This window comes from Paraburkholderia caribensis (assembly GCF_002902945.1).
GTDB classification, from domain to species: Bacteria; Pseudomonadota; Gammaproteobacteria; order Burkholderiales; family Burkholderiaceae; genus Paraburkholderia; species Paraburkholderia caribensis.
Window position 1 is genome coordinate 489,564 of the sequence record NZ_CP026101.1, and the last position, 21,790, is coordinate 511,353.

The following is a 21,790-nucleotide window of genomic DNA, read 5'->3' on the forward strand; positions in this document are numbered from 1 at the left end:
CGCGTTCCGAAGGCCGTTTGGTTCGTCGAACGCACTTGCCCGTCACGTTCCCCACGAGTCACGCGTCAAGCGTGCAGGCTATTCCCACAATAGAACCATGCGTCGCTTTTCCGCTTCGTCCGAACCGTCGCCGATTTCGAATCAACCGCGCAACGACTGGCAAACTATCGTCTCGCTGCTGCCGTACCTCGCCACGTACAAGTGGCGCGTCGCGTTCGCGCTCAGCTGCCTGATCGGCGCGAAGGTTGCCAATCTGGGCGTGCCGATCGTGATGAAGCGCATCGTCGACAGTCTTGCTGCCGTGCAGCACCTGACGGCGCTCGGCCGCGCGACGAACGCGCCCGCCGTCGTGCTGCTGGGCGGCGTGGGGCTGCTGGTGGTCGCGTATGCCGTCGTGCGACTGTCCACTTCGCTCTTCACGGAGCTGCGGGAAATCCTGTTTTCGAAGGTGACGGAAAGCGCGGTGCGGCAACTGGCGCTGAAGGTGTTCCGGCATCTGCATGCGCTGTCGCTGCGCTTTCATCTGGAGCGGCAGACGGGCGGCATGTCGCGGGATATCGAGCGCGGCACGCGCGGCATCACGCAACTGATCTCGTATTCGCTCTACAGCATTCTGCCGACGCTCGTCGAAGTCGGCCTCGTGCTTGGGTTCTTCGTCGTCAAGTACGAGGCGTATTACGCGATCGTCACGTTCATCGCGCTGGCCGCGTACATCACGTTCACGGTGAAGGTGACCGAGTGGCGCACGCATTTCCGGCGCACGATGAACGAACTCGATTCGAACGCGAACTCGCGCGCCATCGATTCGCTGCTGAACTACGAGACGGTCAAGTACTTCAACAACGAAGAATGGGAAGCGCAGCGTTACGACGAGAACCTGAAGCGCTATCGCGCGGCGGCGATCAAGTCGCAGAATTCGCTGTCGGCGTTGAACTTCGGGCAACAGGCGATCATCGGTACGGGGCTCGTGTTCATCCTGTGGCGCGCGACGCAGGGCGTGATGGCGGGGCGGCTCACGCTCGGCGATCTCGTGCTGATCAACACGTTCATGTTGCAGTTGTATATTCCGCTGAATTTTCTTGGCGTCGTGTATCGCGAGTTGAAGCAGAGCCTCACGGATATGGACCGCATGTTCACGCTGCTCGGCGCGGCGCGCGAAGTGCCTGATGCGGTCAATGCGTTGCCGCTTGTCGTGGGCGGCGCGCAGGTGAGCTTCGAGCATGTGAACTTCGCGTACGAACCGGCGCGTCCGATTCTGCACGACGTGAGCTTCACGATTGCTGCGGGCACGACGACGGCTGTGGTTGGCCATAGCGGCTCGGGCAAATCGACGCTCGCGCGGCTGCTGTTTCGCTTCTACGATCTGGATCGCGCGACGGGCGGTGCGATTCGCATCGACGGGCAGGATATTCGCGATGTGACGCAGGATTCGCTGCGCGCGTCGATCGGCATCGTGCCGCAGGATACGGTGCTGTTCAACGACACGATTTATTACAACATTGCGTATGGCAGGCCTTCGGCGACGCGTGACGAAGTGATCGCGGCGGCGCGGGCGGCGCATATTCACGAGTTTATCGAGAGCTTGCCCAAGGGGTATGAGACGCCTGTCGGCGAGCGCGGGTTGAAGCTTTCTGGTGGTGAGAAGCAGCGCGTTGCGATTGCGCGGACTGTGTTGAAGAATCCGCCTGTGTTGCTGTTTGATGAAGCGACGTCGGCGCTTGATTCGCGGTCAGAGCGTGCTATTCAACATGAGTTGGATTTGATTGCTCGTGAGCGGACTACGCTGATTATTGCGCATCGATTGTCGACGGTTGTGCATGCGGAGCAGATTATCGTGATGGATAAGGGGCGCATCGTCGAGCGCGGGACTTTTGCTGAGCTGATTTCCGTTGGTGGGTTGTTTGCCCAGATGTGGGCCTTGCAGCAGGAGCGTGCTGCGCACGCGGAAGAGGTTTTGGATTTGCCTGGCGATGAGGGGTGAGGCTTTTTTCGTCTGCGACGCTTGGGTGGGGTGCCTTTGCACGTTTGCGATGGCATCTGCGATTTGTTTTTGCTTTTGCTTTCGCTTTCGCTGGCATCCGCGATGCGTTAGCTTGCTTCACGCGTCGCCCCTGTGCGGGGCGGCACCTACTTTTCTTTGCCGCCGCAAAGAAAAGTAGGCAAAAGAAAGCGGCTCACACCGCCAGCCCATGTTCTCGCCTGAGGGCCCCCCAAGGTTCTTACGCTTCACACGGCAACCACGTGACCCACGTTCGTTGCCAACGCTCTTGCGATGCGCCTCACCCGCTTCATGTCCCCGCGTCGCACCAAGCCGTGCCAAATAGTCCACGGCCGCCCAGGTGGCAAACTGTGTGTAGGCTTTCGCGCCATACGCGCATCACTCCGGACCGGTTGCGCATGCGTCCCACCCTGTAAGAGCGCCAAGCCATACGACGCGACAACCTACACACAGTTTGCCACCTGGGCGGCGCATACCATTCGCTGACGCTGGCTCATGTACGGGTGTTTGAAGTGGGTGAGGCGCTCGTTCAGCGCGTTGGCAACGCACACGAACAAGGGCGTTGCCGTGCGAAGTGTGGGGACGTTGGGGGCCCGTGGATAAGAACATGGGCTGGCGGTGTGAGCCGCTTTCTTTTGCCTACTTTTCTTTGCGGCGGCAAAGAAAAGTAGGTGCCGCCCCGCACAGGGGCGACGCGTGAAGCGAGATAACAATTCGCGAATGCCAGCGAAAGCAAAGCCAATTCGCGAATGCCAGCGAAAGCAAAACCAATTCGCGAATGCCAGCGAAACCACAAGCACCCCACCCAAGCGTCGCAGACGAAAAAAACCTACCCCTTCAACAACTCATCAAGCGCCACAAGTTGCGCCGGAGTCCCAACGTTCTCCCACAACCCGGTATAGAGCGCCCCAGTAGCGCGCCTATGCGCAATAGCCTCACGATAATACGGCGAAAGGGCCCGCCGCGTCCCCGGCGCGAGATCACGAAACATCCGCGTGTCATAAAGCCCGATGCTTCCAAACGTATACCGCGGCGCGCCATCAAGCGCCAACACTCCATCGCTGGCAAGCACAAAATCCCCAGCCGGATGAAACGAAGGATTCGGCACCATCACCAGATGCATCCCGGGCAAATCCGCAGCCGCGAGACGCGCACCCGCCGCGCGCAGCGTCGAATAATCAAAATCCGCGTACACATCACCCGCGACAGCAACGAACACCTCAGGCTCGCCTGAGTCCTCCAGCAGCGGCAACGCCTTGGCAATTCCACCCGCCGTTTCGAGCGCCTCATGCTCGGCGGAATAACGCAACTCGACACCAAACCGCGAACCGTCGCCCAGCGCATCCTCGATCTGCGCGCCGAGCCAGGCATGATTAACGACAATCGTCGTAAAACCGGCGTCCGCCAGCCGCTCGATCTGCCATTCGATCAGCGCCTTGCCCCCCACCTTCAGCAACGGCTTCGGACACGCGTCCGTCAGCGGCCGCATCCGGTCGCCGCGCCCGGCGGCGAAGATCATCGCTTTGTTCAAGTTCTTCACCCGTCAGAACGTGTAGCCGACGTCGACGGCGCGGCCTTCGAGGTCGTCGAGCAGCCTCGCGAACGGCACGAGCGGCCGGTATCGCTCGCACACCTTGCGCGCATAGCCGATGAAACGCGGCAGATCCGCCATGTAATGCGGCTTGCCGTCGCGATAGTTGATCCGGCAGAACAGGCCAAGCACCTTGATGTGCCGCTGAAGGCCCATCCATTCGAGCTGTCGATAGAACTCGCCGAAGTCGGCATCGACGGGAAGCCCCGCCTTTTTCGCGCGTTCCCAGTAGTACACGAAGCAATCAAGCTCGAACTCTTCGTCCCAACCGATGAACGCATCGCGCAACAGCGAAGCAACGTCATACGTGATCGGGCCGTACACCGCATCCTGGAAGTCGAGCACGCCGGGATTCGGCCTGGCGATCATCAGATTGCGCGGCATGAAATCGCGCAGCATGAAGACCTGCGGCTGCGCCCGCGCGCTCGCGACCAGCAACGCGAACGTGCGATCGAGCACGCCGCGCGTGTTCTCATCCACCTCCTGCCCGAGATGCCGGCCGATGAACCACTCCGGCATCAGCTCCATTTCGCGGCGCAGGAAGGCCTCGTCGAACGGCGGCAGCACGTCCTCGCGCGAGGCGAGCTGCCAGCGGATCAGCGCATCGAGCGCGTCGCGCATCAGCGTTTTGGCTTCGGCGGGACTACTCTGCTTCAGTGTGGACAGATACGACTGCGTGCCGAGATCCGTGACGAGCATGAAGCCCGCATCGAGATCGACTTCCAGCACGCGCGGCACGTGGACGCCGGCGTCGGCCAGCAAACCCGCCACCTGCACGAATTCACGGCATTTCTCGGGCGGCGGCGCATCGACGGCGATCACCGTCGCGCCGCCGGCGACAAGCTCCGCGCCGCTGCCCGCAAGGCGGAAGTAGCGGCGAAAGCTCGCATCGGCGGAAGCGGGCTTCAGTGTGGCAAGGTCAAGGCCGTAGCGACCAGCGTGGGATTGCAGCCAGGCGCCGAGAAGCTCGAGCCGGGCGTCCGCCGTCGAAGAAGCGGATGTAAGGGAAGATACGGGGGAAAGCGTCATGAAATGCCGGTGACAAAATCGGGGTGGGCAACGTCTTGCCATATAATACCCCACGACTTTTTTGACGCGACTCGCGTCAGTTCTCGCGCATCTCGTTGGATCGCCCGCCTTACCGCTGCATGAATCGTCAAAAGTTGTGCATTCGATGCCCGATTGCACAGGCGGCAACTCGTGACTAATGACCGGGCACATGAACTGACAGCAGGGCCGATACGCCAAACGATACATGCCGCCTAGACAGTTTTTCCGAACCACTTCCACCTCTGACGCCTTGCCGCGCAGAAGGCGGCTCGCAGCGGCGCTGGTCGCCGTGCCGGGTCTGCTGCCCGCGCTTTCGCATGCGCAGCTGGCGGGAGAGGCGGCGCAGGCGCAGCCGATAGACGCGCCGTGGGGCCTGCGGCTGGCTCCACAACTCGAAGAACATCCGGCACCCAACGGCCAGAGCCCCGCCACCTTCGTGCTGGGCGACTCGACCACGGGCACGGCCGACCAGGACATCGCGGCCAAAGGTGCCGCGGAAGTCCGCCGCACGAACTCGGCGCTGAAAGCCGACGCGCTTCATTACGATCAGGATACGGACATGGCCGATGCTTACGGCAATGTCCACCTGTCGGGCAACGGGGCCACGTTCTCGGGCCCGGAAGCGCACATGAAGATCGAGTCGAGCGAAGGCTTCATGACCACGCCCAAATATCACTTCACGGTGACGGGCGGTTCGGGCAGTGCCGAGCGCGTCGATCTGCTCGACAACGAGCGCTCGGTGTTCACGCGCGGCACCTATACGGCGTGTCAGTGCGCGGAAGATCCGGCGTGGTACATCAAGGGCAGCGAGTTCGACTTCGACACGGGCGCCGACGACGGCGTCGCGCACAACGGCGTGCTGTTCTTCCAGGGCGTCCCCGTGTTCGCGAGCCCGTGGCTGTCGTTCCCGCTGTCGGGTGCGCGGCGCAGCGGCCTGTTGCCGCCGACGGCATCGCTCAGTTCGACCAATGGCTTCGAGCTGGCGCTGCCGTACTACTTCAACATTGCGCCGAACCGCGATCTGACCGTGACGCCGCGCATTCTGTCGAAGCGCGGCGTGCAGTTGCAGGCGAACTTCCGCTATCTGTCGCCGACCTATAGCGGCTCGATCACGGGCGAGTATCTGCCCGACGACAAGATCACCCACACGAACCGGTATGCGCTGTATATCCAGCACAACCAGAACTTCGGTTCGGGCTTCGGCGGGTACATCTACTACAACAAGGTCTCGGACAACACCTATCCGGAAGACCTGGCGTCGACGACGAACCAGTTCCTGAACGGCACGCAGCTGCTGTACCAGCAGGAAGCGGGGCTGACGTACAACAACGGGCCGTGGTCCGTGCTCGCGCGCGAACAGCACTGGCAGACGCTTTCGCCGTCCACCGCGCCTTACGGCCGCGAGCCGCAGTTGAACGTGAAGTACGCGAAGTACAACGTCGGCGGCTTCGACTTCGGCGCGGAAGCGGACTACACGCGCTTTCGCATCACGACGGCGGACGCGACGGAAGGCGATCGCGTCGTCTTCAATCCGTACCTGTCGTACTCCGTCATCGGTCCGGGTTACTTCGTCACGCCGAAGGTGCAATGGCACTTCGCGTCGTATGACCTGAGCAACATCGGCACGGGCTCGCCCGCGAACCAGCCGAAGAATTTCACCGAGTCGATACCGACGTTCTCGTTCGACACCGGGCTGATCTTCGACCGCTCGGTGCGTCTGTTCGGGCAGGATTTCATCCAGACGCTCGAACCGCGTCTGTACTACGTCTACACGCCGTATCGCAACCAGAGCTTCGCGCCGCTGTTCGATACGGCTGAGTCGGATTTCGGCCTTGCGGAAATCTTCACGCCGAACACGTTCGTCGGTAACGACCGGATCGCCGATGCGAACCGTCTGACGGCCGCCATCACTACGCGTTTCCTGAACCCGGCGACGGGCGACGAGCGCGCGCGCTTCGTGATCGCCCAGCAGTACTATTTCCGCGATCAGCGCGTCACGCTGGATCAGACTCAGCAGGCGTCGGAGCAGGCCACACACTCGGACCTGATACTCGGCGCGTCGTTGAAGCTCGGCGCCGGTTTCGCCTCGGAAACGGCGTTCCAATATAATGCGGACAACAACCAGCTGGTCAAGACCAGCATTGGTTTCGGGTACAGCCCGGCGGCAGGCAAGGTCATCAACCTCGGCTACCGTTACACGCGCGCCAACACGACGCTGGACAACCAGCCGATCAACCAGTTGCTGATCTCGGGCCAGTGGCCGTTGATGCACCGAGTGTTCGGCGTAGGGCGTATCAACTACGACCTGAAAGCACAACGCGTTGTCGACGCGCTTCTCGGCATGCAATACGACGCGGATTGCTGGACGCTCGGCGTAGGTTTTCAGCGTTATGCAAACGGGGTGAACTCGACGGGTGGTACGTCGTCCGGTACGCGGGTGCTCGCGCAGCTGACGTTCAAGGGGCTGTCGAGCGTCGACAACGGGCTGATGTCCGCGTTCCGCGCCAGCGTGGCGGGCTATCAGCCGCCGCCGCCGCCGCCGCCGCCCGAATCGCAGTTCAACAATTACGAATGAGCGGGTCACGAATCAGCGGGTCGCGAGTGACCAGATCGCGGGTGACAGATCGATGCCGCGTCGTTCGCAGAACAGACAAGACGGGCCGAGCGTGCCCGACATCACTGGAGTATCTGTGGCAATCATGAAAAAGCTTCGCCTGGCAACGTTCGCGACCGGCTTCGCTGCGGCCGCTTCCATTCTGCTGGCAGCGCCTGCGCACGCGCAGGCGCTGAGCGGCAACGGCAATGCTCAAACGGTCGATACGATCGCGGCTGTCGTCAACAACGGCGTGATCACGCAGCGCGAGCTGGACATGCGCGTCGGCCTGATCACAAAGCGGCTGAACCAGCAGCACGCGCCGATTCCGCCTGCCGATCAGCTGCGCCAGCAGGTTCTCAACCAGATGGTGCTGGAGCGCATCCAGCTGCAGAAGGCGCGCGAAGACGGCATCACCGTCGATGACGCGCAGGTGCAGCGCACGCTCGAACGTCTCGCGCAGGCCAACAACATGCCGCTCGAAATGTATCGCGCGCGTATCGAGGCGCAAGGCGTGCCCTGGTCGACCTTCATGGGCGACGCGAAGACGGAACTGATCCTGTCGCGTCTGCGCGAGAAGGAAGTGGACAGCAAGGTCACCGTGTCGGACGCGGAAGTGGCGAACTACATCGCGAGCCAGCGCGGGCCGACGGCCGGCCTGACCAGCGATCTGCGCCTCGAGCACATCCTGCTGAAGGCGCCGCTCAACGCGTCGCAGACGGATATCGAAGCGGCGCAGGCGAAGGCGAATGGACTGCTGCAGGAAGCGTTGAAGGGCGACAACTTCGAAAAGCTCGCGAAGGCCAATTCGCAGGCGGCGGATGCATCGAAGGGCGGTGACCTGGGCTTTCAGGCGCCGTCCAAACTGCCGCCTGAATTCGTGACGGCAGCTTCGACGCTGCGTCCGGGCCAGGTCAATCCCTCCGTGATCCGTACCAACGACGGCTTCGAGATCGTGCGACTCGTCGACCGCCGTTCGGGCCAGGGCGCGGCTTCCGCCGATTCGACCAAGCTCACGCAGACGCACGTGCGCCACATCCTGCTGCGCGTCGGCGACGGCCTGTCGGAGCCGCAGGCGCGCCAGAAACTGCTCGAAATCCGCCAGGAGATCGAGACGGGCCAGGGCGATTTCGACAAGTTTGCGCGGACCTATTCGCAGGACGGTTCGGCTTCGCAAGGCGGCGATCTCGGCTGGATCAGCCCGGGCGAGACGGTGCCCGAGTTCGAACGTGCGATGAACGCGCTGCAGGACAATCAGATCAGCCAGCCCGTGCGAAGCGAATACGGCTATCACCTGATCCAGGTGCTGGGCCGCCGCGAAGCGGAAGGATCGGTCTCGCAGCAGATGGACCTCGCGCGCCAGGCCATCGGCCAGCGCAAGGCCGAACAGGCCTACGCCGACTGGCTGCGTGAACTGCGCGACACGGCGTATGTCGATTACAAGGCAACCCCGATCACGGGTACGTCCGCGCAATAACTCTGGAATCGTCATGACCGCTGCCCAGCCCTCGAACGCACCGCTGAACATCGCGATCACCACGGGCGAGCCGGCTGGCGTCGGTCCTGAACTGACGGCACAGGCGCTCGCCGCAGCGGGCGCGCATTGGCCCGACGCGCATTTCACGGTGCTCGGCGACAGCGGACTGATGACCGAGCGCGCCAAGGCTGTCGGAATCGATTGGGCTTTGCAGCAGGGCCGCCGCATCGACACGCAGCATCACGCGCTCGCCGCGCCCGCGCAGGCCGGCAAGCTCGACGCGAAGAACGGGCCGTACGTGCTCGGCCTGCTCGATGCCGCGATCGACGGCGCGCTCGCGGGCACGTTCGACGCCATCGTCACCGCGCCGTTGCAAAAGAGCACGATCAACGACGCCGGCGTTCCGTTCACCGGCCACACCGAATATCTGGCGGAGCGCACCAACACGCCGCGCGTCGTGATGATGCTGGCGGGCACGGGCGCAAGGCCGCTGCGCGTCGCGCTTGCGACGACGCATCTGCCGCTGAAGGACGTGTCGGCGGCGTTGACGGTCGACGGGCTCGTCGACACGCTGCGTATCATCGACCATGACCTGCGGCATCATTTCGGGCTGCCCGCGCCGCGCATTCTCGTCACCGGCCTGAATCCGCATGCGGGTGAAAACGGCTATCTCGGCCGCGAGGAAATCGACGTGATCTCGCCGGCGCTGCAACAGGCGAACGGGCAAGGCATCGACGCGCGCGGCCCGTATCCCGCCGACACGCTGTTCCAGCCGCGTTATCTGAACGAAGCCGATTGCGTGCTCGCGATGTTTCATGATCAGGGCCTGCCCGTTCTGAAATACGCGACGTTTGGCGAAGGCATCAACGTGACGTTGGGCTTGCCGATCATCCGCACGTCGGTCGATCACGGCACGGCGCTCGATCTCGCCGGCACGGGCCGCGCGGATGCGGGCAGCCTGATCGCCGCGATCGACACCGCAGTTTCCATGGCGCGCAACCGTCGCGCCGCATGATTTTTTTGTAGCTTCTAATCGATGTCCAACAGTTCAAGCAGACAGCACCAGGGCCACTTCGCGCGCAAGCGCTTCGGACAGAATTTTCTGGTCGACCTGGGCATCATCGATTCGATTGTCGACGTGATCCGTCCGCAACGCGGCGAACGCATGGTCGAAATCGGACCGGGGTTGGGCGCGCTGACGGAGCCGCTGATCGGGCGTCTCGCGACGCCCGACGCGCCGCTGCACGCCGTCGAACTGGACCGCGACCTGATCGGGCGTCTGAAGAAGAAATTCGGCGAGCTACTCGAATTGCATGAAGGCGATGCGCTCGCGTTCGACTTCGGCTCGCTCGCCGACGCGGGCGAGAAGCCCACGCTGCGTATCGTCGGCAATCTGCCGTACAACATTTCGAGCCCGCTGCTGTTTCATCTCGCCACCTTTGCGGACCGCGTGATCGATCAGCATTTCATGTTGCAGAACGAAGTGGTCGAACGGATGGTCGCGGAGCCGGGCACCAAGGCATTCAGCCGGTTGTCGGTGATGTTGCAGTACCGCTACGTGATCGACAAGCTGCTCGACGTGCCGCCCGAATCGTTCCAGCCGCCGCCGAAGGTCGATTCCGCGATCGTCCGCATGATTCCTTACGCGCCGCACGAACTGCCTTCCGTCGATCAAACGACGCTCGGCGAACTCGTCACCGCGGCGTTCTCACAGCGTCGCAAGATGTTGCGCAACACGCTGTCCGCCTATCGAGATGCCGTCGATTTCGACGCGCTCGGTTTCGATCTGCAACGCCGCGCGGAGGACGTGCCGGTGGCGGAGTACGTATCCGTTGCCCAGGCCGTATCGGCAGCTTCGCCGAAGTAGCCAGAATCGCATCGAGTCAAGTCACAACGACGGCTCGTTGCATCTGCAAAGGCCACTGTAGACAGCCCGCAACACGCGGGCTTTCTTTTATCTTCCCGACTCTTCATACAGATTAATCTTACGCTTGCTTGCGTTCGCCTATTTGCGCGCCAGCGAGGCCGCACCGCTTTAAGACATTCCCACGCATTTACGCATGCAGGATGGATCAGGAGACGGTATGACGAAGGGGAGCAAGAGACTGCGGTTTTGCGCGTGGGCGGCGCTTTCGCCCGCATTGACGTGCGCGACGGCGCACGCGCAATCGAGCGTCACCTTGTATGGCATTGTCGACGAAAGCGTCCGGTATATGACGCACGTGAACAAGAACGGTGACTCGAGCGTTGGCCTCGGCAACGGCGGCATGTCGGAGAGCCGTTGGGGGTTGCGCGGCGTCGAGGACCTGGGCGGCGGCTGGTCGACCTTCTTCAAGCTCGAAAACCGTATCTACATTAACAGTGGTCAGAGCGATCCGACGCTGCCGTTTTTCAACGAGGCGCAGATCGGCGTGCAATCGTCGTCGTATGGCAGGCTGATCTTTGGGCGGATGCCGAACGTGCTGATCGAAGGGATCACGTTTGGGGGCTATGGCAGCAACCCGTGGATTCCTTACGACTTCAGCTTCCAGCCGGAAGTGACGATGTCGGGCGGCATCTGGACGAGCAATCAGGTGCAGTATCAGGCGCGTGCGCATGACGTGTTGTTGTCGGTCGGGTATGCATTCGGCGGGGTTGCTGGGCATCAGTCGTATGGTTCGCAGTATGGGGCGGCGCTGGCTTACGCGCCAAGCGGTGGGCCTGTGAGCCTGGGCGGTGCGTATGAGGAGTCGCGCGACTCCGTCAATGGCAGCGCGGCGAAAGCCTGGACGTTTGGTGCGTCGTATACGTGGAACCAGACGCGCTTCGCGCTCGGCTATATCGTCAATCAGAACGACGCGGGGTTTTCCAATTTCGCGAACGGTCCGTTTACGGCGCCTGTGCTTGCGGCGCTCAAGTACACGGACTTTTCACGGCGTCGAATGATAATGGGCGGGATTACGCAGCAGGTGGGCGCTGCCTGGCATTTTGCAGCGAATGTGTGGCGGACATTGCAGGACGGCAAGACGCCGGCGCAGGATGGTTCTGCGTGGCAGTATCAACTCGTTGCTGATTACAGTTTGTCCAAGCGCACGGATGTCTATGTGGAAGGCGACTACTCGCTGTATCGCGGGGATCTGATTGGCGCGCAATTGCAGGGTGTGAATGGTGTCGGGCTGGCGCAGAAGGGCACGCAGATCGGGCTGATGGCAGGGCTGCGGCATCTGTTTTAAAGTTTTGCCTATGGGGCGTGTGGACACCGCGGGCTTGACTTTGACTTTGCGTCGGCGAGCGCGCGGCGTTTTCTGTTTTTCTGTACATTTACGCCCTCGACATCCCTACACAATACTGGAGTGCATCATGCGCCTTCTTCACACCATGCTCCGAGTCGGCAATCTCGACCGCTCGATCAAGTTCTATACCGAGTTGCTCGGGATGAAAGTGCTGCGTCGCAATGACTATCCTGAAGGCAAGTTTACGCTTGCGTTTGTTGGGTATGAAGATGAGAAGGATGGCACAGTTATCGAGCTGACTCACAATTGGGATACTGAGTCGTACGACTTGGGTAATGCGTTTGGGCACCTCGCAGTGGAGGTCGATGACGCGTATGCCGCGTGCGCCAAGATCAAGGAACAAGGTGGGACGGTTGTGCGGGAGGCGGGGCCTATGAAGCACGGTACGACCGTTATTGCGTTTGTGACTGACCCTGACGGGTATAAGATCGAGTTTATTCAGCGGAAGTCGTAAGGGTTTTTGGTTTTTTTGTCTGCGACGCTGGGTGGTTTGCTAGTGTGTTCGCTGGCATGCGCGGTTTGCTTTTGCTTTTGCTTTCGCTGGCATCCGCGATTCGTTAGCTCGCTTCAAGCGTCGCCCCTGTGCGGGGCGGCACCTACTTTTCTTTGCCGCCGCAAAGAAAAGTAGGCAAAAGAAAGCGGCTCACACCGCCAATTCTTGACGTTTGCCCACGGGCCCCCAACGTCCCCACACTTCGCACGGCAACGCCCTTGTCCGTGTGCGTTGCCAACGCGCTGAACGAGCGCCTCACCCACTTCAAACACCCGTACATGAGTCCGCGTCAGCGAATGGTATGTGCCGCCCAGGTGGCAAACTGTGTGTAGGTTGTCGCGTCGTATGGCTTGGCGCTCTTACCGGGTGGGACGCATGCGCTATCGGTCCGGAGTGGTGCGCGTATGGCGCGAAAGCCGACACACAGTTTGCCACCTGGGCGGCGGTAGACTGTCTGGCGCGGCGTGCTGAAAAGCGGGGGCGTGAAGCGGGTGAGGCGCTCATTCAGAGCGTTGGCAACGAACGTGGGTGACGTGGTTGCCGTGTGAAGCGTAAGAACCTTTGGGGGCCCTCAGGCAAGAACAAGGGCTGGCGGTGTGAGCCGCTTTCTTTTGCCTACTTTTCTTTGCGGCGGCAAAGAAAAGTAGGTGCCGCCCCGCACAGGGGCGACGCGTGAAGCACGCTAACGAATCGCGGATGCCAGCGAGAGCAAAAGCAAATCACGCATGCCAGCGAAAGCAAAACCAAATCGCGGACGCCAACGCAAAGGCAAAAAAAGGAACCGCACCGCGAAATCAGGCCGCGCGACACGCGCAAAAACCAAAAAACCAAAAAAACCAAAACCAAATCACAACGTCGGCAACAACTCCGGCGGATGATGCTTCAACGTCTGCCTCGCCTCGCGAAATTCCGGAAAAATCGACTCAACCGTCTGCCAGAACTTAGGACTATGGTTCATCTCGCGCAAATGCGCGAGTTCATGCGCGACGACATAGTCAATAACGGACAAAGGAAAGTGAATCAACCGCCAGTTGAGGCGAATCTTCCCATCGCTAGAACAACTACCCCACCGCGTCGCGGCGGAAGAAAGCCCATAAGCCCGATACGAAACCCCGAGCTTCTCGGCATACACAACAAGACGCTCACCAAAAATCCGCTTCGCCTCGTTCTGCAACCAGCCCTGCACGCGATCCTTGATTTGCTGCGGATCAGCCTGCGCCGGCAGCGGCAACGCAAGCACATTCCCCGCGGCATCATAGACAAGCTGACCATTCGCAGCCGCAAGCGTCACGCGCACAGTCTGCCCAAGATAGGGCAACTCAGCGCCGTCTTTCCAGTCAACGCGCGGCATCACGCGCTGCTCAGTACGCGTCTGCCACTCAGTGAGCTTGGTAAAAATCCAGCGCTGCTTTTCGGCGATCGCTGTTTCGATATCAGCGAGCGTGACCCACCGCGGCGCGGTAATAGTCAGTCCCGTGCTGTCGATCGCAAACCCGATCGAACGACGCGACGAACGCTTCAACCCATATTGCAACGTGCGCGCACCAAGCGTGACACTGCGCAGTTTCGAACCGTCGGGAGCGAGGGGAGCAGCGGACTTGGGTTGCGGCGGCGCGGCAGATTTGCCCGGCTCGTCGAAGAGCGGCAGATCCAGTTGCCGGCTATCGAGCGCCGCAGCAGGCTGCGGCTTGGAAGACTTCTGCATCGGACTCACTTCGCGCTGAGACGCTGCAACGCGCGCATGTGCGCATTGCAGCGTGGCGCGTCAGATACGGGCGGCGGCGGGCGTGTTCTGCTCGTCGCCATAAGCGGCCGGATCGATACGACGCATCTCGGCCTCGATCCACGTTTCAACGCGCGTGTTCACTTCGTCGGGCGTGAGCCCGGTGGCGTCGATCGGTTTGCCGATCGACACTGTGACTATACCCGGATATTTCATGAACGAGTTGCGCGGCCACACGCGTCCCGCATTGTGCGCGATGGGCACGACCACCGCGCCCGTCGCAACCGCGAAGCGCGCGCCACCCGTCTTGTACTTGCCCTGCTTGCCCGTCGGCGTGCGCGTGCCTTCCGGGAACATGATGACCCACGCCCCTTCGGACATGCGCCGCGCGCCCTGACGCGTCACCGATGCAAACGCATTCTTGCCTTCCTTCCGGTCGATGTGAATCATCTTCAGCATGCCGAGCGCCCAGCCGAAGAACGGCACATACAACAGTTCGCGCTTGAACACGTAGCACAGCGGCCGCGGCATCAACGCGGGAAACGCGAGCGTCTCCCACGCGGACTGATGTTTCGACAGCAACACGGCGGGACCGTTCGGCAGGTTTTCCATGCCGCGTATTTCGTAGCGGATGCCGTTCAGCCAGCGCACCACAGCGAGCGTCGTGCGGCACCAGCCGACAGCCATCCAGTAGCGGTTGTCGGCGCGCATGAACGGAAACGCGATGAAGCATGCGGTCGCGTAGGGAATCGTGAAGACCGCAAAAAAGATCAGCAGCAACAGCGAGCGAATGAAGCGCATCGGCGTGGTCAGTGAAGTGAGGGCGCGCTACGCACGCATCATTCTTGTTCTTCGGCGAGAAAGTCGAGTGCGAACGCCCGCAGGTCGTTGTGCACGACCGTGCCTTCAGGCAGGCCGCCTGCTTCGAGTGTCTTCTTGCCCTTGCCCGTTAGCACCAGGTGCGGGACGAAACCGAGCGCGGCGCCTGCCTGCAGATCGCGCAGCGAATCGCCGACGCAAGGCGTCTCTTCCGGTTCGATCTCGAAGCGCTCCGCGATCATCTTCAGCATGCCGGGCTTCGGCTTGCGGCATTCGCAGTGGTCGTCGGCCGTGTGCGGGCAGAAGAACACGGCGTCGATACGCCCGCCGACGGCGGCCGCCGCGCGATGCATCTTCAGATGCATCGCGTTGAGCGCGTCCATATCGAACAGGCCCCGGCCGATGCCCGACTGATTCGTCGCAATCGCGACGCGATAACCGGCCTGATTGAGCCGCGCGATTGCTTCGAGGCTGCCGGGCAGCGCGACCCACTCGTCGGGCGATTTGATGAACGCGTCCGAGTCGGCGTTGATCACGCCGTCCCGATCGAGCACTACCAGTTTCTTTGCGGTCCCCATGATGCGTCGCTCAGGCTGCCAGACGCGAAATGTCCGCGACGCAGTTCATCTGTTGATGGAGCGCGCCAAGCAGCGCAAGGCGGTTCGCGCGCAGCGCCGGATCTTCCGCGTTGACCATCACGTCGTTGAAGAACGTGTCGACGGGTTCGCGCAGCGCGGCGAGCGCCGACAGCGCGCCCGTGTATTGACGTTCGGCGAGTTGCGACTGCACACGCGGCGCAACCTGTTCGAGTTGCGCATGCAGCGCCTTTTCGGCTGCTTCGACGAGCAGCGTGGTCTGCACGCCGTTCGCGTGCGCGCCTTCCGACTTCTTCAGGATGTTCGAAATGCGCTTGTTCGCAGCCGCGAGCGACGCCGCTTCCGCCAGCGCCGCGAATTCGCGCACGGCATCCAGACGCGCAACGATGTCGTCGAAGCGCGTCGGGTTCAGCGCGAGCACGGCATCCACCTCGCCCGCCGAATAGCCGCGTTCCCGCAACTGGCCGCGCAGACGGTCGATACAGAACTCGTAAATGGCTTGCGTCGAATCGGCGACGTTCGGCACGTTTGCGAATTGCGCATAGGTGACCTGCAACAGTTCGACGAGGTCGATCGGCATTTGCTTTTCGACCAGAATACGCAGCACGCCGAGCGCGTGACGGCGCAGCGCGAACGGATCTTTTTCACCCGTCGGTTGCAGGCCGATGCCCCAGATACCGACCAGCGTTTCGAGCTTGTCCGCGAGCGCGACGATCGTGCCCGTTACCGTCGACGGCAAAGCGTCGCCGGAGAAGCGCGGCTGATAGTGTTCCGAGCACGCGAGCGCGACTTCTTCCGGCTCGCCGTCGTGGCGCGCATAGTACGTGCCCATCGTGCCTTGCAACTCGGGGAATTCTCCGACCATGTCGGTCAACAGGTCGGCCTTCGCGAGATGCGCGCCACGCTTCGCGAGCGAGACGTCCGCGCCGGTCATCTGCGCGATCGCGCCCGCCAGCGCCTCGACCCGCTCCACGCGTTGCAGCGCCGAGCCGAGCTTGTTGTGATAGACGACGTTCGCGAGTTGCGGCACTCGGTCCGCGAGCGGCTTCTTCTTGTCGTGTTCGAAGAAGAACTTCGCGTCGGCGAGGCGCGGGCGCACGACGCGCTCATTGCCTTCGACGATCTCGGCCGGCGTCTTCGTCTCGATGTTCGACACGATCAGAAAGCGCGAACGCAGCTTGCCGTTCGCGTCGGTGAGCGCGAAGTATTTCTGGTTGGTCTGCATCGTGAGGATCAGGCATTCCTGCGGCACCTGCAGGAACTCGTCCTCGAACGTGCACGCGTAGACGACGGGCCATTCGACCAGCGACGTCACTTCGTCGAGCAGCGACTCGGGCATCACGACCTGGTCGCCGTTTGCCTGCGCGAGCAGATGCGTGCGGATGGTTTCCTTGCGGTCCGAGAAATTCGGCACGACGTGGCCGCGATGCATCAGCGTTTCGGCGTAGTGATCCGCATGCTGGATCTGCACGAAGCCTTCGGACAGGAAGCGATGACCGAGCGTCGTGTCGTCGGCATCGATGCCGAACGCGGTGACGGGCACGACCTCTTTGTCATGCAGCACCGTCAGACGATGCACCGGGCGCACGAACTGCACGTTCGAGCCGTCCGGCCGCTGATACGTCATGACCTTCGGAATGGGCAGCTTGGCGAGCGTTTCGTCGAGCGCCGTCTGCAGGCCTTCGGCGAGCGTCGCGCCGGGCGCCGCATAGCGCAGGAAAAATGCGTCAGCCTTGCCGTCGTTCGCACGTTCGAGATCGTTCACCGAGAAATCGGGGAAACCAAGCGCCGCGAGCTTCTTCGCGAGCGGCGGCGTGGGCTGGCCGTTCGCATCGAGCGCGACGGAAACGGGCAGCACTTTCTCGCGCACGTGTTTTTCCGGCGCGACGCTGCGTACGTTCTTGATCGTGACCGCGAGCCGGCGCGGCGTGGCGTAACGCTCGAACGACAGTTCGCCTTCGATCAGATCGCGCGCGGCGAGACGTTGCGCGATGCCTTCCGCGAACGCATCGCCCAGGCGCGCTAGCGCTTTGGGCGGCAGTTCCTCGGTCAGCAGTTCGACGAGCAGGGTGGCTTGATGGGATTGCGTCATGTCTTCTTGGTCTCGTCAGTCCTGGTCGATCTTGCGTTCGGCTTTGAGCGGCGGCGCCCAAGCGGGCATCGCGGCTTCCTGTTCGTCGGTGGTGAGGCCGGGCACGCCGTGCACGGGATTGCCGAGCATCGGGAAGCCGAGCTTTTCGCGCGAGTCGTAGTAAGCCTGCGCAACGAGGCGCGACAGCGCGCGAATGCGGCCGATATACGCCGCGCGCTCCGTCACGGAGATCGCGCCGCGCGCGTCGAGCAGATTGAATGTGTGAGCAGCCTTCAGCACGAGTTCGTAAGCGGGCAGCGCGAGCGGCACTTCGATCATGCGCTTCGCTTCGCTCTCGTAGCTGTTGAAGAACGTGAACAACAGGTCGGTGTTCGCGTGCTCGAAGTTATATGTGGACTGTTCGACTTCGTTCTGGTGATAAACGTCGCCATACGTGAGGCGGCGCATCTCAGGACCGTTCGGGCCTTGTTCTTCCCACTCGGTCCAGATGAGGTCATAGACGTTCTCGACCTTCTGCAGATACATCGCGAGACGCTCGAGACCGTACGTGATTTCGCCGAGCACCGGCTTGCAGTCGAGGCCGCCAACTTGCTGGAAGTAGGTGAACTGCGTCACTTCCATGCCATTGAGCCACACTTCCCAGCCGAGGCCCCACGCGCCGAGCGTCGGGTTTTCCCAGTCGTCCTCGACGAAGCGCACGTCGTTCTGCTTCAGGTCGAAGCCGAGCGCTTCGAGCGAGCCGAGGTACAGGTCGAGGATGTTTTCCGGAGCCGGCTTCAGCACGACCTGATACTGGTAGTAGTGCTGCAGACGGTTCGGGTTCTCGCCGTAGCGGCCGTCCTTCGGGCGGCGCGACGGCTGGACGTAGGCTGCCCGCCACGGCTCGGGGCCGACCGCGCGCAGGAACGTGTGGACGTGGGAAGTGCCCGCGCCGACTTCCATGTCGATCGGCTGGAGCAGCGCGCAACCCTGCTTGTCCCAATAGGATTGCAGCGTCAGGATGATTTGCTGAAACGTGAGCATGAAGTGCCTTGAAGGGTGCCTTTCAGGCAGGACGCGGATACCGTGCGGCGTGGGGCGCGCCGGTCGTGCTGGCCGTCCGCTCCATAGCCGGCCGGTTGCGCGGCCCAGTGCTGTAAAACCCTGAATTTTACCGGATTGCCGGTGGCTTGAGACTTTCTGGGGCCCGGCGATGCGACGGGGGCGCGTCGTGGCGCTTTTGCGTGCGTTCTGTGCTGCGCTCCCCGTCCATTTTGACGTCAGGCGTTGTTGTTCGTGTCGCCGTTCTTTTTCGACCCGCCGGACCGATCGCGGCCCGACCGAACGCGGCCCGGACCGAACGCAAAACCAAATGCGAGGAACAGCAGCGATACGGCGAGCACCGTGTTGTTGCCGCTCGTCACGTACGGCGTGAAGCCCGTCGTGCCTTGCACGGTCGTTTCGATCGAACCCTGGGTAAATGTGGGCAGGCGCGCGATGACGTTGCCGCGCGCGTCGATGGCGGCCGTCGCGCCTGTGTTCGTCGCGCGCAGCATGGGACGGCCCGTTTCGAGCGAGCGCATGCGCGCGATCTGCAGATGTTGGTCGAGCGCGATCGTGTCGCCGAACCACGCGAGATTCGTCGAATTGACGAGGACGCCCGCCGGCATGTCGCTCTCGCGGACCGTGCGCGCGATTTCCTCGCCGAAGATGTCTTCGTAGCAGATATCGACGGCGACTGGCTGGTTGCGCACGACGAACGGTTTCTGCACGGGCGCGCCGCGCGCGAAATCGCCGAGCGGAATGTTCATCAGATTCACGAACCAGCGGAAGCCCCACGGCACGAACTCGCCGAACGGCACGAGATGATGCTTGTCGTAGCGAAACACGCCCGGCTGGCCCGGCGTGATGCCGAACAGGCTGTTGGTGTAATCGACGACGCGTCCTTCCGGCGTGATGGTTCCGCCGACTGCGCCGAACAGGATCGACGAATGCGTCGAATCGGCGAAATTGCGCACCGCCAGCGCGAACGACTGGGGAATCGCCTGCGCGAGCACGGGGATGGCTGTTTCCGGCGTGACGATGAGATCGGCGGGCTTTGCGGTGATCATCCGCTGATATTCGTCGATGGCCGCTTTCACGCCCGACTCTTCGAACTTCATGTCCTGCTTCACGTTGCCTTGCAGGAGGCGCACGGTCAGCGTCGCGTTGGCGGGCGTCGTCCACGAAACGAGCGGCAGGACGAGGCCCGCTGCGACTAGCGCGACGGCGATGACGGCGGGCACCGCGACGCGCGTGGCGCGTGGCGCAGCGGGTGCGTTACCGTTTTTCGTTGTGAGCGAACGCAGCACGGCCTGCGCGATCAGCGCGGCGGCTAGCGCCAGCACCCAGCCGACGCCGTATACGCCGACAATCGGCGCGAATCCTGCAAACGGCCCATCGACCTGCGCGTAACCGCTCGCGAGCCACGGAAAGCCGGTGAACACCGTGCCGCGCAGCCATTCGCCGATCGCCCACGCACTCGCGAACGCAAAGGCGCCGTGCCAGGTCGGCGAAAACGGCTGATCGTCGACGAGCTTGCCGTTGCGCGCGTGTCCTGCGCAGAACGACCAGACGCCTGCCGCAAGCGCCGGATAGACGGCGAGATACAGCGAGAACAGCACGAGTGCCGTGCCCGCAAGGGGCGCCGGCATGCCGCCATAGAAGTGCATGCTCACGTACAGCCACCACACGCCTGTCACGTAATTGCCGAAGCCGAACGCGAAGCCCGTGAGGGCCGCGCTTTTCCAGCCCGTGGTGCGCGTGAGCCACACGAAGAAGAAAACGAAGATCGCGAGTTCGAGCCAGCCGCCGTGCGGCGTGGGCGCGAAGGACAGCGTATTGAGCGCGCCGGCGGCTGCGGCGGCGAGGTAGTGCCACCACGGCAACGTCCGGGCGCGCCCGATGTTTGCATCGGCTGCGTCGGACGTCACGCCGCGGCGCAGACGGGAAGTGATCGGGTCGGCCATTCTTGCGTGGTCGGCTTCAGGGAAACGGGGGAATCAGGTCTGCACGTGCTGGGCGTCGCGTTCGCGCTGCCCCGCGAGCGGATCGCGGCGCACGAGCAGCATGTGGATCTGGCGCGCGTCGGCGCGCAGCACTTCGAAGATCAGGTCGTCGAGCTTCACTTTCTCGCCGCGATGCGGCACGCGTCCGAAGTGGTGCGTGACAAGGCCGCCGATCGTGTCGACTTCCTCGTCGGAATAGTGCGTGCCGAACTCTTCGTTGAACTGCTCGATCTCGGTCAGGGCGCGCACGCGGTAGCGTCCGTCGGGCGACGCGATGATGTTGCCGCTTTCTTCGTCGAAATCGTATTCATCCTCGATGTCGCCGACGATCTGCTCCAGCACGTCCTCGATCGTGATCAGGCCCGCGACGCCGCCGTATTCGTCGACGACGATCGCGATGTGATTGCGGTTGACGCGGAAGTCGTGCAGCAGGACGTTCAGGCGCTTCGATTCGGGGATGAACACAGCGGGGCGCAGCATGCCGCGCACGTCGGCTTCGTCTTCGGCGTAGTAGCGCAGCAGATCTTTCGCGAGCAGCACGCCGATCACGTTGTCGCGATTGCCTTCATACACGGGATAGCGCGAGTGCGCTTTTTCCAGCATGTACGGAATGAATTCGTCGGGGGCGTCCGCGATGTTGATCGCGTCCATTTGCGAGCGCGGGATCATGATGTCGCGCGCGCAGAGCTCGGAAACCTGGAAGACGCCTTCGATCATCGACAGCGAATCTGCGTCGATCAGATTGCGTTCGTGCGCGTCCTGCAGGATTTCGAGAAGTTCACCGCGAGAATCGGGCTCGGGCGAGATGAAGTCGGTCAATCGCTCGAGGAGGGAGCGTTTTTCCTGGGGTTTGTCGCTGGTATGGCGTCGACTGGGATACGAATCGTTCATGGTGGTGCGCCCGGAAAGCTGGACGCGCTGTTGCAGAGTGTTAAGGATACACCACGTGCGTGGCAGGACCGTGTCCGGGGGCACCGCGCGGTGCAGGGCGTTTTCCCGTTTGGGCCCGTCGGTTTCACCGGGGGAAGACGGTTTTCGGCGGAAAACGCTCGCTTTTAT

16 protein-coding genes are annotated in these 21,790 nt (G+C 62.4%); 7 read left to right on the top strand and 9 right to left on the bottom strand.

The window, feature by feature from the left end; all coding sequences use genetic code 11:
• Positions 1-97: 97 nt before the first annotated feature.
• Positions 98-1,981, top strand: a complete 1,884-nt coding sequence (locus tag C2L66_RS02165; protein WP_060602336.1) for an ABCB family ABC transporter ATP-binding protein/permease — start codon at positions 98-100, stop codon at positions 1,979-1,981.
• A gap of 847 nt (positions 1,982-2,828) precedes the next feature.
• Here C2L66_RS02165 and murU read toward each other — a convergent pair.
• Together murU and C2L66_RS02175 are read right to left on the bottom strand one after the other, a co-directional pair.
• Complete coding sequence (murU, locus tag C2L66_RS02170) at positions 2,829-3,518, bottom strand: N-acetylmuramate alpha-1-phosphate uridylyltransferase MurU (RefSeq protein WP_060602813.1); 690 nt, start codon at positions 3,516-3,518, stop codon at positions 2,829-2,831.
• Between the two features lie 24 nt (positions 3,519-3,542).
• On the bottom strand, positions 3,543-4,619 hold the full coding sequence (locus tag C2L66_RS02175; RefSeq protein WP_054929721.1) for an aminoglycoside phosphotransferase family protein: 1,077 nt from the start codon (positions 4,617-4,619) through the stop codon (positions 3,543-3,545).
• Positions 4,620-4,845: 226 nt separating this feature from the next.
• On the opposite strand from C2L66_RS02175, the gene C2L66_RS02180 reads away from it, so the two are divergent.
• The 6 genes from C2L66_RS02180 (at position 4,846) to gloA (ending at position 12,436) form a co-directional block, all read left to right on the top strand.
• Complete coding sequence (locus tag C2L66_RS02180; RefSeq protein WP_054929722.1) at positions 4,846-7,215, top strand: LPS-assembly protein LptD; 2,370 nt, start codon at positions 4,846-4,848, stop codon at positions 7,213-7,215.
• 115 nt (positions 7,216-7,330) lie between these two features.
• A complete protein-coding gene (locus C2L66_RS02185; RefSeq protein WP_176055587.1) occupies positions 7,331-8,710 on the top strand; it encodes a peptidylprolyl isomerase in 1,380 nt (459 codons plus the stop codon).
• A 13-nt stretch (positions 8,711-8,723) separates the two neighbouring features.
• Positions 8,724-9,725: a 4-hydroxythreonine-4-phosphate dehydrogenase PdxA gene (pdxA, locus tag C2L66_RS02190; protein WP_054929724.1), complete on the top strand. Its 1,002-nt coding sequence runs from the start codon at positions 8,724-8,726 to the stop codon at positions 9,723-9,725.
• Positions 9,726-9,746: 21 nt separating this feature from the next.
• Positions 9,747-10,577 carry a 16S rRNA (adenine(1518)-N(6)/adenine(1519)-N(6))-dimethyltransferase RsmA gene (rsmA, locus tag C2L66_RS02195; RefSeq protein ID WP_060602333.1) on the top strand — a complete coding sequence of 277 codons (831 nt, stop codon included), beginning with the start codon at positions 9,747-9,749 and terminating at the stop codon, positions 10,575-10,577.
• 217 nt (positions 10,578-10,794) lie between these two features.
• Complete coding sequence (locus C2L66_RS02200; protein WP_060602331.1) at positions 10,795-11,922, top strand: porin; 1,128 nt, start codon at positions 10,795-10,797, stop codon at positions 11,920-11,922.
• Positions 11,923-12,049: 127 nt separating this feature from the next.
• Positions 12,050-12,436 carry a lactoylglutathione lyase gene (gloA, locus tag C2L66_RS02205; protein WP_054929727.1) on the top strand — a complete coding sequence of 129 codons (387 nt, stop codon included), beginning with the start codon at positions 12,050-12,052 and terminating at the stop codon, positions 12,434-12,436.
• A gap of 886 nt (positions 12,437-13,322) precedes the next feature.
• On the opposite strand, the gene C2L66_RS02210 is transcribed toward gloA, so the two are convergent.
• The 7 genes from C2L66_RS02210 to C2L66_RS02240 all read right to left on the bottom strand — a co-directional run bounded on the left by C2L66_RS02210 (position 13,323) and on the right by C2L66_RS02240 (position 21,622).
• Positions 13,323-14,180: a M48 family metallopeptidase gene (locus tag C2L66_RS02210; RefSeq protein WP_060602328.1), complete on the bottom strand. Its 858-nt coding sequence runs from the start codon at positions 14,178-14,180 to the stop codon at positions 13,323-13,325.
• 60 nt (positions 14,181-14,240) lie between these two features.
• Positions 14,241-14,999, bottom strand: a complete 759-nt coding sequence (locus C2L66_RS02215; RefSeq protein WP_054929731.1) for a lysophospholipid acyltransferase family protein — start codon at positions 14,997-14,999, stop codon at positions 14,241-14,243.
• A 38-nt stretch (positions 15,000-15,037) separates the two neighbouring features.
• A complete protein-coding gene (gene gmhB / locus C2L66_RS02220) occupies positions 15,038-15,595 on the bottom strand; it encodes a D-glycero-beta-D-manno-heptose 1,7-bisphosphate 7-phosphatase (protein WP_054929732.1) in 558 nt (185 codons plus the stop codon).
• A 10-nt stretch (positions 15,596-15,605) separates the two neighbouring features.
• On the bottom strand, positions 15,606-17,705 hold the full coding sequence (gene glyS, locus C2L66_RS02225) for a glycine--tRNA ligase subunit beta (protein ID WP_060602324.1): 2,100 nt from the start codon (positions 17,703-17,705) through the stop codon (positions 15,606-15,608).
• 15 nt (positions 17,706-17,720) lie between these two features.
• The gene (gene glyQ / locus C2L66_RS02230) at positions 17,721-18,728 is read right to left on the bottom strand and encodes a glycine--tRNA ligase subunit alpha (protein ID WP_082433758.1); all 1,008 of its coding nucleotides are present in this window, start codon (positions 18,726-18,728) and stop codon (positions 17,721-17,723) included.
• 236 nt (positions 18,729-18,964) lie between these two features.
• Positions 18,965-20,692, bottom strand: a complete 1,728-nt coding sequence (gene lnt / locus C2L66_RS02235) for an apolipoprotein N-acyltransferase (protein WP_060602321.1) — start codon at positions 20,690-20,692, stop codon at positions 18,965-18,967.
• Positions 20,693-20,725: 33 nt separating this feature from the next.
• Positions 20,726-21,622: an HlyC/CorC family transporter gene (locus C2L66_RS02240; protein ID WP_035986532.1), complete on the bottom strand. Its 897-nt coding sequence runs from the start codon at positions 21,620-21,622 to the stop codon at positions 20,726-20,728.
• Positions 21,623-21,790: the final 168 nt, after the last annotated feature.